Annotated in this window: 15 protein-coding genes; 2 read left to right on the plus strand and 13 right to left on the minus strand. The window is 32.4% G+C overall.

All coding sequences use genetic code 11. The features are described from left to right. Positions 1 to 58 precede the first annotated feature (58 nt). From recG to NST10_RS04130, 3 genes are all read right to left on the minus strand, one after another. Positions 59 to 2,119, minus strand: coding sequence for an ATP-dependent DNA helicase RecG (recG, locus tag NST10_RS04120; RefSeq protein WP_001151515.1), 2,061 nt, complete (start codon positions 2,117 to 2,119; stop codon positions 59 to 61). Between the two features lie 189 nt (positions 2,120 to 2,308). Further along, positions 2,309 to 3,955 carry a fatty acid kinase catalytic subunit FakA gene (fakA, locus tag NST10_RS04125; RefSeq protein WP_000623906.1) on the minus strand — a complete coding sequence of 549 codons (1,647 nt, stop codon included), beginning with the start codon at positions 3,953 to 3,955 and terminating at the stop codon, positions 2,309 to 2,311. Positions 3,956 to 3,969: 14 nt separating this feature from the next. Continuing rightward, entirely contained in the window at positions 3,970 to 4,344 is a 375-nt protein-coding gene (locus tag NST10_RS04130; protein ID WP_000171418.1) for an Asp23/Gls24 family envelope stress response protein, read from the minus strand. 442 nt (positions 4,345 to 4,786) lie between these two features. Here NST10_RS04130 and rpmB point away from each other — a divergent pair, with 442 nt between their 5' ends. Next, the gene (gene rpmB, locus NST10_RS04135; protein WP_000517908.1) at positions 4,787 to 4,975 is read left to right on the plus strand and encodes a 50S ribosomal protein L28; all 189 of its coding nucleotides are present in this window, start codon (positions 4,787 to 4,789) and stop codon (positions 4,973 to 4,975) included. Positions 4,976 to 5,355: 380 nt separating this feature from the next. On the opposite strand, the gene NST10_RS04140 is transcribed toward rpmB, so the two are convergent. The 9 genes from NST10_RS04140 to NST10_RS04180 all read right to left on the minus strand — a co-directional run bounded on the left by NST10_RS04140 (position 5,356) and on the right by NST10_RS04180 (position 14,310). Continuing rightward, positions 5,356 to 5,997: a thiamine diphosphokinase gene (locus tag NST10_RS04140; protein WP_000547905.1), complete on the minus strand. Its 642-nt coding sequence runs from the start codon at positions 5,995 to 5,997 to the stop codon at positions 5,356 to 5,358. 6 nt (positions 5,998 to 6,003) lie between these two features. Then, complete coding sequence (rpe, locus tag NST10_RS04145) at positions 6,004 to 6,648, minus strand: ribulose-phosphate 3-epimerase (RefSeq protein ID WP_000164332.1); 645 nt, start codon at positions 6,646 to 6,648, stop codon at positions 6,004 to 6,006. Then, the gene (gene rsgA / locus NST10_RS04150; protein ID WP_000847923.1) at positions 6,649 to 7,524 is read right to left on the minus strand and encodes a ribosome small subunit-dependent GTPase A; all 876 of its coding nucleotides are present in this window, start codon (positions 7,522 to 7,524) and stop codon (positions 6,649 to 6,651) included. It lies immediately after the preceding gene. Between the two features lie 227 nt (positions 7,525 to 7,751). After that, the gene (pknB, locus tag NST10_RS04155; protein ID WP_000579564.1) at positions 7,752 to 9,746 is read right to left on the minus strand and encodes a serine/threonine protein kinase Stk1; all 1,995 of its coding nucleotides are present in this window, start codon (positions 9,744 to 9,746) and stop codon (positions 7,752 to 7,754) included. After that, on the minus strand, positions 9,743 to 10,486 hold the full coding sequence (locus NST10_RS04160) for a protein-serine/threonine phosphatase Stp1 (RefSeq protein WP_000888494.1): 744 nt from the start codon (positions 10,484 to 10,486) through the stop codon (positions 9,743 to 9,745). Before NST10_RS04160 ends, pknB begins: the two co-directional genes overlap by 4 nt. Before the next feature lie 6 nt (positions 10,487 to 10,492). Further along, positions 10,493 to 11,587, minus strand: a complete 1,095-nt coding sequence (gene rlmN, locus NST10_RS04165; protein WP_000626897.1) for a 23S rRNA (adenine(2503)-C(2))-methyltransferase RlmN — start codon at positions 11,585 to 11,587, stop codon at positions 10,493 to 10,495. A 2-nt stretch (positions 11,588 to 11,589) separates the two neighbouring features. Continuing rightward, entirely contained in the window at positions 11,590 to 12,897 is a 1,308-nt protein-coding gene (rsmB, locus tag NST10_RS04170) for a 16S rRNA (cytosine(967)-C(5))-methyltransferase RsmB (protein WP_000572248.1), read from the minus strand. Further along, positions 12,894 to 13,829, minus strand: a complete 936-nt coding sequence (gene fmt, locus NST10_RS04175) for a methionyl-tRNA formyltransferase (protein WP_000161291.1) — start codon at positions 13,827 to 13,829, stop codon at positions 12,894 to 12,896. Before fmt ends, rsmB begins: the two co-directional genes overlap by 4 nt. Then, positions 13,822 to 14,310: a peptide deformylase gene (locus tag NST10_RS04180; protein ID WP_000985287.1), complete on the minus strand. Its 489-nt coding sequence runs from the start codon at positions 14,308 to 14,310 to the stop codon at positions 13,822 to 13,824. The genes fmt and NST10_RS04180 overlap by 8 nt, the downstream gene beginning before the upstream one ends. A gap of 298 nt (positions 14,311 to 14,608) precedes the next feature. On the opposite strand from NST10_RS04180, the gene NST10_RS04185 reads away from it, so the two are divergent. Then, positions 14,609 to 14,812 (plus strand): TM2 domain-containing protein, encoded by a 204-nt coding sequence (locus NST10_RS04185; RefSeq protein WP_001198024.1) that lies wholly within the window; start codon positions 14,609 to 14,611, stop codon positions 14,810 to 14,812. 162 nt (positions 14,813 to 14,974) lie between these two features. Here the strand turns inward: NST10_RS04185 and NST10_RS04190 are convergent, their stop codons facing one another. After that, entirely contained in the window at positions 14,975 to 15,928 is a 954-nt protein-coding gene (locus NST10_RS04190; protein ID WP_000751698.1) for a hypothetical protein, read from the minus strand. Between the last annotated feature and the right edge of the window lie 346 nt (positions 15,929 to 16,274).

A 16,274-nucleotide genomic window follows, 5' to 3' on the forward strand; every position in this document is an offset into this window, starting at 1 on the left:
GTGTCATATCACTCAATTAACGAAGTGTTGCACTTAAATTGACAAATCAGCATGGTAATTAGTCAAAACTGCGATGTAATAAATTTTCTTCAACAAAATGACGTAAATGTTGATACGTATTTTCAAAGAATACGCCAGATTGAATAAGTTCAGCTGCTTCATCACGAGCAACTTCTAACATACGATAATCTTCAACTAAATTGGCAACTAAGAAATCTGGCAATCCACTTTGTTTAACACCAAAGAAATCTCCAGGGCCACGCATTTCTAAGTCTCGTTCACTCAATTCAAATCCATCCGTTGTTTGTGTCATAATTGTCATTCTTTCAATTCCTGTTTCTGTTTTAGGGGATGCAATTAAAACACAGTAACTTTGCTGGTCACTTCTACCCACACGACCGCGTAACTGATGTAAAGTTGATAATCCAAAGCGATCCGCATCATAAATCATCATAAAAGTTGCATTCGGTACATTAACACCTACTTCAACAACAGTAGTAGAAACTAAAACATCTATCTCATGATTGCTAAACTTTTGCATGACCTCATCTTTTTCATCGGCAGACAACTTACCATGCAATAACCCTACACGGGAAACACCATAATACTGTTGTAAAGACTCGTACAATGCGACAACATTTTGAACATCTTCGAGATGCTCAGAACTTTCTATAAGCGGGCAAATAACATATGCTTGACGACCTTTTTTCAACTCTGAGGTCATTTGCATCAAAACTTTATCGTATTGCTCATGCTTTGCCCAAGTAGTAATGATAGGTTTACGACCTTTTGGTAATTGTTTAATTGAAGACACATCCATCTCACCAAAAACTGATATTGCTAGTGTTCTTGGTATCGGGGTTGCTGTCATAAATAACACATTCGTCATTGCACCTTTTTCTCTTAAAAGTTGGCGTTGATTCACACCAAATCGATGTTGTTCATCTGTAATTACTAAACCAACATTATGGAAAATCACATCATCTTGAATCAATGCATGGGTTCCAATTAAACAATCAATCGTACGATTTTCAAGTTGTTCTAAAAGTATTTTTCGTTTCTTACCTTTTACTGACCCAGTTAACAACGCAACATTCATAGAATCTCCAAATAAAGCAATTAAACTTTCAGCATGTTGCTCTGCTAAAATTTCAGTTGGTACCATCAATGCTGATTGATAACCAGCCGTTTTTAACGCATACATACAAATTGCAGCAACTACTGTTTTTCCTGAACCTACATCACCTTGAAGTAATCGATGCATACGTATTGGTGCTTTTAAATCTCTAAAAATTTCATTAACACTGGATTTCTGTGCTTCAGTTAGTTCAAAAGGCAAACGATCAATAAATGATTTAACTTGGTCTAAGTCATAATCAATTTCAATTGCTTCGTCAGATGACTTTTCTAATCTATTTAGCCATTGCATACGTAATTCGAATAAAAACAGTTCAGTAAATGCATAGGTTCTACGAGCACGTAATAAATCCTCTTTACTTTTAGGATGATGTAACGTGTTCAAAGTAAAGTCCAAGGTCTCTAATTTATATTTTTCTCTTAGTTCATCAGTTAACCATTCATGAATTGTCACATCATTTAACGCTTGTCTAATTTGGTCTCGTATTTGCTTTTGTTTAATACCTTCCTTAATACGATAGACTGGTTCTAATTGAACATCTGCGTTTTCTTGAGTTTGTGTACCTTGTGAATTCAAGAAAACCCTATTACCAGTAATTTCCTGTTTAACCCTATTCCACTTACCTTTAACAGTTATAGTTTGATTTAATTCGATTTTCTTTTTTAAATACGGTTGATTGAAAAAAATACATTTGACAGCAATATTATTTACCATTAAATGAACAGTTAATTTTGATTTATTTCTTCCAAAAAATGCAACTACTGGAGCTGTATATACTTGTCCTTCTATCGTAACGTTAGATTGATCTTCTGCTTGATTCAAATCAATCACTGTATTATCTTCATATCTAGTTGGCAAATAAAGAACAAGATCTTCCACTGTATGAATATTTAGTTGTTGCAATACTTCTATTTTCTTAGGACCTATACCTTTTAATTGTAAAAGAGAATATGGACTTTCTATTAAGTTTACTTTAGCCAAAATAAATCACCTATGTTTTATTTGATTTTACGTATCATTTAGTATGTTATTTATTTTATCATGACTAAGTTGAACATGACATTGTTAGCAACTCGAGAACGATACTTTTAACCCGCAATATCACTAAAATAGCAAAATAAAAAACTACCAACTGATGATTTATCATTGGTAGTTTTTTATTTTAAATTTTTATTCTACTGAAAAGAAATATTGATAAATTGGTTGTCCACCTTCATGAACTTCCACTTCTACATCTGGATATTGCTCTTCAATCCAGTTTATCATGTTATCTGTAACTGCTTGCTCTGCATCTTGACCAATAATCACAGTCAATATTTCACTATCATCTGCTAACATCTCATTTAACAACTCAGTAACCGTTGTTAATTGATCACTTTGGCTGCTTACAATCTTATCTTCAATCAAGCCCATAAACGCGTCTTTTTTAATCTCAACGCCATCAATTTTCGTATCACGAACAGCGTACGTTAATGAACCAGATTTAACGTTATTTACTGAATCAGCCATTTGCGCTTTATTTTCTTCAAGTGTTGCGTCCACATCATATTGGAATAGTGCGCTTATACCTTGAGGAATAGATTTCGTTGGAATAACAACTGCTTCTGCATCAACAATACTCGCTGCTTGTTCACTTGCCATTAAGATATTTTTATTATTCGGTAAAATAATTGCACGTTTACATTTTGATTGTTCAATGACTTTAACGATATCTTCTGTAGAAGGATTCATCGTTTGTCCACCACTAATGATATGTGTGGCACCCATTGATTTAAATATCTCTGAAATACCTTCACCCATAGAAATAGTAATAATTGCTGTTTCAACCGTTTCCATTTTCGGTTTAGCTGTGTGCTGTTCTTTTCGAATCACTTCACGATGCTGTTCTCTCATATTTTCAACCTTAAGTTTAATTAATTCACCATATTGTTGACCATAATTAAACACTTTACCTGGGTATTCGGTATGCACGTGAACTTTCACAATTTCTTCATCATTAATGACTAATAAAGAATCACCAAATTGACTCATATCTTGCCTGAATTCTTGTTCATCAAAGGCTTTTTTATTCTTTCCAAAACGAACCATCATTTCAGTACAATAGCCATAAATAATATCTTCAGTATTAATTACACCATGGAAATCATGTTCATCATGTACAAATTCATCTTTATCTAGCTTTGCAACTTTGGCTTCAACTTTTTCACCTTTAAGCGCTTTTAAGAATCCTTCGTAAACGCATAACAAACCTTTACCGCCACTATCAACAACACCAACTTCTTTAAGTACAGCTAATAAGTTTGGTGTGTTTTCAAGTGATTCATTGGCTTTTACAATAATGTACTCCATTAATTCTATACAATCTTCAGTATTATTTGCTTTTTCTATTGCAGCTTGCGCAGCATCTTTTGCAACTGTAAGTATTGTACCTTCAACTGGTTTCATAACAGCTTTATATGCCGTTTCAACACCAGCTTGAAAACTTTCAGCTAACAATTTTGAATTAATTTCAGATTCACTTTCAATATTTTTACAAAATCCTCTGAATAATTGTGACAAGATGACACCAGAGTTACCTCTTGCACCCATTAGTAAACCTTTCGAGAATGTTTTACCTAATTCGCCGATATTTTTCGACAAATTATTCTCTACTTCTTCGCGACCTGAAGTCATAGTAAGATTCATATTTGTTCCTGTATCACCATCTGGCACTGGATACACATTCAAAGAATCTACCAAATCTGCATTGTTAGATAAATTTTGTGCCCCTTGTATAATCATATCGGCAAATAATTTACCATTAATTTTGCTAATCATTTCAAGTTGTCCTCCTAAGCTTTCTTGCCTGTATTATTCACACGTACACCTTGTACATATATATTGATTGAATTTACTGATACATTAAGTGATTTTTCCAAAGTATATTTCACTGTTGATTGTACATTATTGGCAACTTCAGATATTTTCACACCGTAACTTACAATAATGTACATATCTATATCCACTACGCCATTATTTTCAGTTACTTTGATGCCTTTAGCATAATTTTCATGTCCTAGTATTTCCGCAATACCATCTCTAACTTGTTGTCTAGATGCCATACCTACAATACCATAACATTCAACGGCCTTTCCACCTACAACCGAAGCAATCACTTCGTTTGAAATATCAATTTTACCGTAATCATTTGAAATCTCTAATGTCATATCTTTGTCCCTCCTAAATTTCAAAGTTTATTATTCGTTTCCCCTAATCACTTTTAAAATTTTACCACTTAGTGTAGTCATAAACGCTTTAAGTTTCATTGATTATTTTTATAAAATATCAATGGTACAACTTATCAGAATGACTTACGCTTAAATCACCTATTATATTTTGAGTAAACTGAATTTACACTCATGACGATTATGTATAGGCATTTTCTTTTAATAGATGTAGTATCATTAAATAAAAAGTTTAAATGTTTCATTCACTTATTTCTCTAAAATATCATACTACATAACTTCACAGTCTACAATTATATCACAAAACTCAGTATTTTTGACTTTTATGTGAAAATTATTCATTGTTTTTCAAATGAAACTATGCTATCTTAATTAAGTATATAAGTAGTTATGTGTATTTATATTTATTAAAGGAGGTACTCATATGGGTAAACAATGTTTCGTAACAGGTCGTAAAGCTTCGACTGGTAACAGACGTTCACACGCTTTAAACTCTACTAAACGTAGATGGAACGCTAACCTTCAAAAAGTTAGAATCCTAGTTGACGGTAAACCTAAAAAAGTTTGGGTTTCTGCACGTGCTTTAAAATCTGGTAAAGTAACTAGAGTTTAATAAATATATTGCACATAAAAAATGTGACCTTATGTGGAGGACGCATTTACTTAAGAACTAAGAGCTCAACCTCTTAGTTCTTTTTTGTTACAAAACAATACATAATGGTTCATAGTGAAATTCGAACTATCAATATAATTTGGTTAAAACGTTTAATAATGGTTCTCTGTCAAATTGGACTTATGGGTTCAATATCGATTTTGGCACATAAATCAATGTACTAGGACCTACAATTTTCCTTTCAATAATAAATCACGCCATAATCTTCATTAATTACAGCGTGATTCATCTATTATTATGCTATAAATTCTATACTATAAACGTCACTTTATTAAATAACTCATGGACTTTATTAAAAATCTTCGCATATTTGAATATACTTAATTTAAATCTGTACTTCTAATTTGCAAAATCAACCCATCATGTACAGTTACTTTCGCTTGCAAAGACTCAATTTCATTTGAAATAGTTAAAGTAGAACCTATATTAAGCATTTGTCTAGCTAAATTATATTTAAAACCTGCTAGAGAAAGTTCTACATCATCAGTCATCGGTATAAATGAAATGTACGGATAACTCTTATCTTTTTCAACTGTATGTTGACCTTTAGGCAATAATTCAATTTTATTTTGTTGATCGATAACTTCTATATGAACATCATGTTTATAATATGCTTTTTTCAATAATAACTGAATTGCCCCAAAAAAGTGATCTAATCGTCCGCCTGTTGCACCATAAATTGTAATACTATCAAATCCAAGTGCAACAGCTTTATCAACCGCTAAAGCTAAATCCGTATCAGCTTTTTCAGCTTGAACTGGTTTGATTTGTAACTGTTCTGTTAGAAGTTGGCGTTCTTCTTTACTGACTGAATCAAAGTCTCCCACTGAGAAAAAAGGGATAATTTGATGCTTCAATAAAATCAAAGCACCTCTATCAACGCCGCCCCATTTACCTTCATTACTTTTGGCCCAAATATCTTGCGGCAAGTGTCGATCAGAACATAATAAATTTATATGCATATACACTCAACCTTTCAATGCTTGTGTGACTTTTTTATAATCCTCTTGTTTAAAGAAAAATGAACCTGTTACTAGCATTGTAGCACCATTTTCAACACATACTTTCGCTGTATCGGTATTTACGCCTCCATCAACTTCAATATCAAAGTTTAATTGACGTTCCATTTTAATAGCATTAAGACCCGCTATTTTTTCTACGCATTGATCAATAAATGATTGACCACCAAACCCTGGGTTAACTGTCATCACTAGTACATAATCAACAATATCTAAAATAGGTTCAATTTGTGATATTGGTGTACCAGGATTAATTACTACACCAGCTTTTTTATCTAAATGTTTAATCATTTGAATAGCACGATGAATATGAGGCGTTGATTCGACATGAATTGAAATCATATCGGCACCATGTTCTGCAAATGATGCAATATACTTTTCTGGATTTTCAATCATCAAATGTACGTCTATAGGTAATGTTGTGCCTTTTCTTACTGCATCTAATATTGGTAAACCAATAGATATATTAGGCACAAATTGACCATCCATAACATCAAAATGAACTCCGTCGACACCTGCTTCTTCAAGTCGTTTTAATTCATGTTGTAAATCCAAAAAATCAACAGATAATAATGATGGATATAGTTTTGTCATTTAATATCTAACCTTTCTATTTGAAATTTCATTAAATAGTTGTAAATAATGGTCGTATCTAAATTGCGCAATATTCCCTATCTCTAATTGATGCTTAACATTACAATTAGGTTCTTTGATATGATTACAATTCCTAAACTTACATGTTTCACCATATCGATTTAATTCAAGAAAATAATCTTTTATTTCATCTTTATCTATATGATCAAAATCTAAAGCACTGAATCCAGGTGTGTCTGCAATATAACCGTTTTGACGTTCGAATAGTTCGACATGTCTTGTAGTATGCTTTCCTCGATTTAATGATTTTGATATATCATTTGTCTCAAGATTAAGTTCTGGACGATAATGATTTAAGAAAGTGGACTTACCGACACCTGATTGACCACTAAGTACTATAAGTCCAGCTGACCAAGCTTCTACAATTTTTTTTCGATCATCATCATTTCCAATAAATTCAGTCTCATAGCCAATATTTTCATATATTTTCAACAACTCATTAATTTCGAACTGCTTTTCAATTGGTGTTTTATCTTTTTTTGTCACCAAAATTCTCGCATTTAACTGATACGAATGTGCAATAACTAAAAATCGATCTAATAATTGCGTTGAAAAATTTGGTTCGACAGCACTCATTACAATTACTAGTGTATCTATATTACTTACAGGTGGTCTTTTCAACTCATTTTTCCGCTCATACACTTGATGAATATAGCCTTCGTTAATGTTTTGTACATCAAATTCCACTATATCTCCAACTACCGGTGAAAATTTTTTCTTTCTAAATAATCCTCGTGGTTTTGTATTGAAACGTTCGCCATTAACGTCTACTTGATATACCCCACTAATTGATTTCACTATTCGACCTGTCTTCAAAATGGCACCTCTCGATTAATTTTACTGCATTTATTATATCAAAGACTGGAAAATTAATATATAAATGACCATTTCAAATGATATAAATATTGTGAGAGCGATACAGAATTCATAGACAATGCTCACCTGTATATGATGACATGAAGCATTTTAAAACTACCGCAATCTCAACATAAAAATACCGAGACTTCCAAATAGAAACCTCGGTACATTTACTTCAATTATATTTAAACATCATCATAGCTGACTTCTTTTTCAGCTACAGTTTTACCGTCTACTTTAACAATATAACTTGCTGTTTTTCCTTTTTCAATTCTTAAAGGAATGTCTATACGTTGATCACTAGTAATGTCGAAACTACCTTTTTCTGTTGAACCGTCATTATCTTTATCTTTAATATAAACTTTAACTTTTTGTGACTTATCATTTTTACCAGTGTATGGTACATCTACCGATTCAGTTGTCGTTTTGACATCTGATGAGTCGCTTTTTTTACCTTTAGAAACAACAAATGAAATCGTTGACCCCTCATCTACTGATTTCCCTTTAGGAGATTGAGAAATCACATCACCCTCATCAATATCGTCACTATACTCTTCCTTACTTTCAACTTTAAATCCTTTTTCTTCTAAGGCTTTTTTAGCTTTGCTAAAGGATTTATGTTCAAAGTCTTCTACATAAACTTGTTTAATGCCTAAAGATTCATATAGTTTAATATTAGAATCATGAATAGCGATTTCAGTATTTGCGGTTACACTTTGATTTGCAATGTATCCTTTTGGTGCTTGATTATTATATACTTTTTCAATCGTAACATCTTTAAGACCTAACGATTTTAATTTCTGCAAGGCTTCCTCCTTAGGTAAACCAATAACATTTGGCATTTTAACCTTTTCAGGGCCTTTTGATATAACAACATCAACACTGTCACCACGTTCAACACGTTCACCTGTATTAGGAGTTGTCTTAATAATTTCATTTTCAGGATATTTATCACTATAACTTCTAGAAATTTTACCTAATTTCAGATTGTTTTTATTGAATATTTGCTCTGCTTCTTTTACAGATTTCCCGATTACATCAGGTGTCTCTTCGTATTTATTACCAAACATTGCCATTGCCACAAAAGAAACAAGTGCAATCATTAACAACGAAAAGATTAGTGATAAGAGCACAATCTTTCGTGTTGATTTCTTTTTAGGTTTTGGTTCGTACACGGTACCTTCTGGCTTTTGGAATTGCTGATGATGAGCAGGCCCATTTACAATAGGTACTTGCGTCGTTTCACGTTTAGGTTGATTCGACTTATGTTCACTAATATGCTTTGCTAGATCTTCTTTTTTCAATGGTACCGCTATCGTTTTCATTTTATCGAGTTCATAGACATCTTCATTCGCTCGATTTTCATGTAAAACACTACTCAAATCATCTTTCATTTCTTGAATTGTTTTGTAACGATTCGCTTTGTCTTTTTCTGTAGCGCGTAAAATGACATTACTTAAAGATTGCGGAATATCCTTACGTACATCGGTTGTCACATTTGGCACAGAATCCTGAATATGTTTAATCGCAATGCTAACTGCAGTTTCTCCATTAAATGGTGGTTCACCAACAAGCATTTCATATAACACAATACCTATAGAATAAATATCTGTACATTCATCCGTTGCCTCACCTTTTGCTTGTTCTGGCGAAAAGTACTGCACAGTACCTAACACATGATTAGTCTGAGTTAAAGACGTCTCACTTAAAGCTTTAGCAATTCCAAAATCAAATATTTTCAACGTTTTATTGCTGTCAATTAATATATTTTGTGGCTTAATATCTCTATGTACAATACGCATATCATGCGCATGTTTAATGCCATCCAATATTTGATTCGTAAAATTAATCGCCGTGTCAACACTTAATGGCCCATGACTTTCAATATACTCAGACAAAGTCGGACCTTCAATATATTCCATTACTAAGTAGTAACAGTCATCTTCTTCATCAACATCGATCATACTTACTATATTTTGATGTGATAGCTGTGATGAGTTATGTACTTCTCGTTCAAAACGTTTTAATGTTTCTTCTTTTTCTCTAGGTGGTATAAAAATCGCCTTAATTGCAACTTTAATGTTAAGTATCGTATCTTCTGCAAGATAAACGGTACTCATGCCACCGCCGCCAAGCTTATCTACAATTTTATATCGTTCATTTATTATTTTACCTATCATACTTTATCACCTTCAATAGCCGCGAGTATGAAAGTAACGTTATCTTTCGAATGGTTATCTAATGCCAATTGCATTAATTGATCACCATGATCTTCTATTGTACCTTCTTTTACTAACAAACGCTTAATTTCATTGTCTTTAACATAATCAGTTAATCCATCTGAATTTAATAATAAATAATCATAAAAATTTAATCGCTTAATAAACAAATCTGGACTCACACGTTTATCTGTGCCCATCACCTTCGTAATAATATTACGTTGTGGATGTGTAAATGCTTCTTCCGGCGTAATTTGACCCGTTAAAACAAGATGATTAACAAACGAGTGATCACTAGTAATTTGTTCAATTTGTCGACTATTAATAACATAGGCTCTAGAATCACCGACATTTGCTATCACAACTGATTTTTCAAAAACAAGTGCACAAACACATGTTGTACCCATACCTTTATATTCTGCATTTTCTTGTGCATAGTGATATAACTGAAAATTTATATCTTTTATATTATTACGCAACCAATTTTCAGCTTGATGTTGTTCTATAAGATTTTCCGCTTCAAAACGGGATTTCAACTCATCTGTAACAAATTTACTTGCAACTTCTCCTGCTTTATGGCCGCCCATACCATCACACAGAACTAAAAGTTGTTGATTAGTTTGATTATAAAAAATACCACCCGCATCTTCATTCTTATCTCTATGTTGTCCAGTATCAGTAAAAAATTGTGCCTCTAGCATTTGTCTTTACCTCGTTTCTACTTGTCGTTCCTTTGCTCTTAATTGACCACAAGCTGCGTCAATATCTGAACCTTGTTCACGACGTATTGTGGCATTAATTCCTAGTCTCTTTAATTCTTTTTCAAATTTAAAGATATCATTTTTAGCCGTTTTTACATAATTTCTTTCTGGAACATGGTTGACAGGAATTAAGTTAACATGGCAGTTTAAGCCTTTTATTAAATGTGCTAATTCTCTTGCATGTTCTAGTTGGTCATTCACACCACCAAACAGACCATATTCAAAAGTAACACGACGATTTGTTTTTTCTTGATAATATTGAATTGCTTCGATTAACTTCTCAACATTATATGCACGGTTAATTGGCATCAAGCGTGATCGCACTTCATCTTTTGCGGCGTGTAAGCTTACAGCAAAATTAATTTGAATATCTTCGTCCGCAAAGTCATATATTCTAGGAATGATACCTGATGTTGATACTGTAATGTGACGTGCACCAATATTTAAACTGTTATCATCATTGACGATTCTTAAAAAGTCCATCATTTCATCATAATTTTCAAATGGTTCACCGATACCCATTATGACAATTTGAGATACGCGCTCTTCTGTAGCATCAAGGGCTTTTTGAACTGTTAAAACTTGTGAAACAATTTCGCCAGCTTCAAGGTTTCTTTTTAAGCCGCCAAGTGTAGAAGCACAAAACGTACATCCGATACGACAACCTACTTGTGTCGTTACACATACTGAATTTCCATAATCATGTCTCATTAAAACAGTTTCAATTGTATAGCCATCTTGTAATTCAAATAAGAATTTAATTGTACCGTCTTTACTTTCTTGTTTTACTACAGTTGTTAAAGTTGTAACAGTAAAGTTATCTTTTAAAAGCTGTCGTAAGTCTTTCGATAAGTTCGTCATTTCATCAATCGAATCTACTCTTTTTTGATATAACCATTCAAAAATCTGTTTCGCTCGAAATTTTTGTTGACCTTGTTCAACGAGCCAGTTTTGCATTTCGTCAAATCGCAATGAATATATTGATTGCTTGTCAAAATTTGGAAGAAATTTATTCTTCTTTTTCTTTTCAGCAGTTATCATTCCTAATTGTCCTTTCTTTTTATCTTAGTGATAAAGAATCCATCTGAATTAAAGTCTTGCGGCATGATTTGTAACGTTTTGACCAACTCTCCAGTTATCGGATGTTGAAACGGTTCAAATTCGAAGTTTTTATTATTTTTCAAAAACGTATAAATCACGTTTTCATTTTCTAGTTGCTCTATTGTACATGTGGAATAGATGATTTCGCCACCTATTTTTACATTGTTTTTTACATTTTCCAATATTTCAAGCTGTAAATCAACTAGTGACTCAATATGTTGTTTGCTTTGAGTATATTTAATCTCCGGCTTGTGTCTCATAACACCTAATCCGCTACATGGTGCATCAACAAGTATCTTATCGTATGTTTTATCATAAGGTTTTGTCGCATCATGTTGAAAAGCTTTAATATTTGTTAATCGTAATTTTTTTATATTAAAATTAATTAAGTCTATTTTGTGATCATGTATATCTGAAGCGTCAACTTGCCCTTCTGGCATTAAAACTTCAGCAATATGACAAGCCTTACCGCCAGGTGCACTACATGCATCTAATACGTGATCATGTCGGTCTACATTCATAATGTGTGCAACAAACATTGAGCTTTTATCTTGAATTGAAACGAATCCATCTTTAAATGAACGAGAATGAATAATTGGTTGTCCTCCTATATGGAGACAATAAGGTAAGTCATGATCTTTTTCAACGTCATAACCTTCGTCTTGCAACTTTTCAATAATATCATCTAATGATGCTCGCGTCAGGTTGGCACGCACAGTTGTTGATGTCGTTTCTAAAAATGACTGTAAAATCGTTTCAGTTTCTTCGAGACCATAATGTGTTGCCCAATGATCTATAATCCACTTCGGCATACTATACTCGATTGCCATTCTTTTTTTAGGATCTGCAATTTCATTAAAATCAGGTAAGTCACTACGCATCATTGTTCGTAAAATGCCATTTACGACATTTCCGTTGTGATAGCCACCGCGTTCTTTTGCTATTTCAACTGCTTCATTAATGATGGCGTGATTTGGAACTTTATCTAAATAAACATATTGATAAATACTCATCCATAATAATTGCCTAACCCATGCCTTAATCTTTGTTTTCACAAAAGGCTTTAAATAAAAATCTAACGTATATTTTCTTTTAACGGTTCCGTAGACAATTTCTGTAAATAAAGCTTTATCCATTACATTTAATTCATTTTCTGACAACACTTCATTGATACGCAAGTTACTATACGCACCTTCATTTAATATATCTTGAATCGTGTCAAAAGCAAGACTTCTCACGTTTTCTATCATATAAGTTTCTTCCCTACTAGTGTGTTTTGCGCACCACTTAAATAATTGGCAGCTAACATTCTCTTTTTCCCAGCCAATTGCATATCTTTAATTGCAACAGCTTCATTATCATTTGTAGCAACAATAATGGCTTTTTTAGTCGTTTCTATAATTGTTCCAGGCTCGTTTATCTTATTAGTCTCAACGAGTTCAGCATCGTATATTTTCAAGTTAGTGTCATCCATAGTTGTATAAGCAACTGGCCATGGTGATAATCCTCGAATTTGATTAAACACTTGTCTTCCTGGTTTATTCCAGCTAATTCGCTCATCTTCGCGTCGAATATTGGAAGCAAATGTTGCTTGCGTATCATCTTGTGGTACACTTTCATTTGTACCCTCTATAATTGATGGTAAAGTTTCTTTTAATAAATCTGCTCCTAATACACTTAATTTATCATGCATCGTACCGACATTATCATTTTCTTCTATTTTAATTGCTTGTTGCGAAATAATATTACCCGCATCTAATTTTTTAACCATATACATAATTGTTATGCCGGTTTCTTGTTCACCATCGATAATTGCCTGATGAATTGGTGCACCACCTCTATACTTCGGCAACAATGATGCATGTACATTAATTGCGCCAAGTTTTGGTAATGCCAACAATGATTCAGGTAATAATTGTCCAAAAGCGGCTGTTACAATTAAATCTACATCTAATTGAAGCAATTGTTCTAATTCTTCTGATCCACTTAATTTTTCAGGCTGATATACAGGTAAATCATATTTCATTGCAACTTTTTTAACTGGTGGTGGTGTCATAACACGTTTACGTCCAACAGGTCGATCTGGTTGCGTTACGACTGCAATGACATCATGTTCTGCAATAAGCATTTCTAAAACAGTTGTTGAAAAGTCTGGTGTACCCATAAATATTATTTTAGTCATTTATAAAATATGCCTCCACTTCTTTATCTGTTAAAATACGGTCCGCACGTTCTGTAAAAGGGATACCGTTCATTTGATCTATAATATGCAAAATCATTCTTGCTACATCTTCATGTGCAGTTAGTTCAACTTTGTTCCCATTGACGTCATAACTTTCGACAACGATCATTTTACTTCTTGTCACTTCGCCGTAAACATCTGGCAATGTAATTGAACCTTCTAAGTCTGTTATCGTTTCATTTGATTGACTAATAATTTTCGGATTAACAAGTTGTAATAATCCTTCCATTTCCATATCAATGATTGCCACTTGCAATGACTGATTAATTTGAGGTGCACATAAGCCAGCAGCTTCTTGTGCATACATTGTATCTTCTAAATCTTGTAATAATCTTTTTAACGAATCATCAAATTTTATAACTGCTTGCGCTTTTTTCGTTAAAATAGGATGCGATGCTGGTACTAACTTTTTAATCGCCATAGCTCTTACTCCTCAATAAAATTCATCAAACCATTATAACGTAAATATATTAAAAATGCGACCTTACATCATAGAATGTATATTTTTCAATTTAAAGATTGTAATGTGATTCATTACGTATATTTCACACGTAAAATAATACAATGCAACTGAAATGAAATCCTAAATTTATTGTAAGGATTGAAAAACTGAAATTTAGATGATTGGGAATGCTGAAACTAGAATGTTTGAACTAAAAGTGGGTAAAATAAAAAGAGAAGCTAATGTCATTATAAGCAATTCAACTGGAGGGAAAGAAATGCAAGTAAACAAAGTTATTTATATTTTATTAGCATTGTTCTTAGGTAGTTTTGGTATTCATAAATTTTATGCCGGCAAGAATATGCAAGGTATTCTACACTTAATATTCTGTTGGACAGGTATCCCACACATTTTAGCAATTATTAGTGCAGTGATTACTGTTTTCAAACCTGCTGATGAACAAGGTAATGTCACTTTATAAATTGATAAAAATAAATCCCGATGACAATCATTTATTATTTGCGAATCATAGAGTTATAGTTATTACGAACTCTATATGATAAGCAGCAATGCTGATTGTTTATCGGGATTATTATTGCGATTATTTAATGTAGCACACTATTTATTTTCCGCACAGTAAATACTATTTTAAAGAATCATCTGACGCTGTTTCATAGTTTGATTCGTACTCTTTAATATATTTACTTAGAACAACAAAATGTGCGTTACCAAAATCACTAGATGCATTTAAGAAATCCATCCCTACTAAATTTAAAACTTTTGGATCTGGATTAGACTTGTCTTCATAATTTTTTGGTGAAAAAGTGAAATATGCCAATGCCGGCATCACTTCATCTTTAGTATCCTTTGATCCATGCGTCATAAATGAAACGCTTGTTAAAGGTACTCCGAAAGATTTGATTTGAGCTACGCTATATGGAACTGGCTTTGGATGATCAAGTTTAGTTAGTTGACTTAATTTTTTTAACTTAGAATAATCGTCATATTTAATTGCATCATCTTTATGTATTACGTAAGAACCTGGTTCGACTGATGCATAAACTAACTTTCCATCTTTATATTTTGTCATAATTTCTGCGTAAAAAACAGGTGTGTTTGAATTGCCAATTTTCTTTCCATCTGGATCTACATACCAATAATCAACTTGTTTTACATCATCGTGTGTTTCAATCACTTTCCTTTTTATACCTTTCTTACCTTTAAAGAATGCATCAACATCTTTTATAGAAGATCCTTTTGAATCTTTTGTAAATCTATAATCTGCAAGTTCCACTTTACCCATTAATTCTTTGTAATCTTTCCATCCTTGAATCCCTTTACTATTCGTAAACGACTTTTCTGTCATTAATGGATCCAACTTATCTAGAGATGGCGCATCTTTAATTCCTTTCATTTTCTTCTCTATTTCTTCAAATTTCTCTAAATCTGGATCTTTCTCTTCTTCCGATTCTTTTTTTACAGTTTCTTGTTTTGATTCTTCTGATTTCTTTGATGATAATTTATGATTCCCACCAAAAGAACAACCTGCTACGACTAAAAGCATAATTAAAAGTAAACATCCCAGTGTCTTTTTCATAAACTTTCTCCTCTTAAGTTATTTTGTTTGAATCAAATAAACATACATAAATTTAAAAAACTTATTTATATTGATATTTTACATTAACCATCAATATTTTTAAATACTTTAATTGATAATTTAAGAAAATTGTTTTGTCTAATAATTTAAGTAGTTAAAACATAGATAGATATAAAATAGTTTATAGCCATTAAATTACAAGTGTAAAATTTGCACCATTTCAATTTGCCATTTAAAAATAGTTTGCATAATCATTAGTACTTTTATTTATCAGTAAGTATGGCACTTACATTAAAATCAGAATTCGTAAATGAAAATACTAATAAATCCCTAATCAAATCAAAAT

The sequence above is a fragment of the Staphylococcus sp. FSL W8-0305 genome (genome assembly GCF_037966415.1).
Lineage (GTDB): Bacteria > Bacillota > Bacilli > Staphylococcales > Staphylococcaceae > Staphylococcus > Staphylococcus aureus.

Coding starts and splice junctions, on each gene's coding strand:
- rpmB (WP_000517908.1), top strand. CDS start 4,787: ATGGGTAAACAATGTTTCGTAACAGGTCGTAAAGCTTCGACTGGTAAC.
- NST10_RS04190 (WP_000751698.1), bottom strand. CDS start 15,928: ATGAAAAAGACACTGGGATGTTTACTTTTAATTATGCTTTTAGTCGTA.
- fmt (WP_000161291.1), bottom strand. CDS start 13,829: ATGACTAAAATAATATTTATGGGTACACCAGACTTTTCAACAACTGTT.
- rpe (WP_000164332.1), bottom strand. CDS start 6,648: ATGACAAAACTATATCCATCATTATTATCTGTTGATTTTTTGGATTTA.
- rlmN (WP_000626897.1), bottom strand. CDS start 11,587: ATGATAACTGCTGAAAAGAAAAAGAAGAATAAATTTCTTCCAAATTTT.
- NST10_RS04185 (WP_001198024.1), top strand. CDS start 14,609: ATGCAAGTAAACAAAGTTATTTATATTTTATTAGCATTGTTCTTAGGT.
- fakA (WP_000623906.1), bottom strand. CDS start 3,955: ATGATTAGCAAAATTAATGGTAAATTATTTGCCGATATGATTATACAA.
- NST10_RS04180 (WP_000985287.1), bottom strand. CDS start 14,310: ATGGCGATTAAAAAGTTAGTACCAGCATCGCATCCTATTTTAACGAAA.
- rsmB (WP_000572248.1), bottom strand. CDS start 12,897: ATGATAGAAAACGTGAGAAGTCTTGCTTTTGACACGATTCAAGATATA.
- NST10_RS04140 (WP_000547905.1), bottom strand. CDS start 5,997: ATGCATATAAATTTATTATGTTCTGATCGACACTTGCCGCAAGATATT.
- NST10_RS04130 (WP_000171418.1), bottom strand. CDS start 4,344: ATGACATTAGAGATTTCAAATGATTACGGTAAAATTGATATTTCAAAC.
- pknB (WP_000579564.1), bottom strand. CDS start 9,746: ATGATAGGTAAAATAATAAATGAACGATATAAAATTGTAGATAAGCTT.
- NST10_RS04160 (WP_000888494.1), bottom strand. CDS start 10,486: ATGCTAGAGGCACAATTTTTTACTGATACTGGACAACATAGAGATAAG.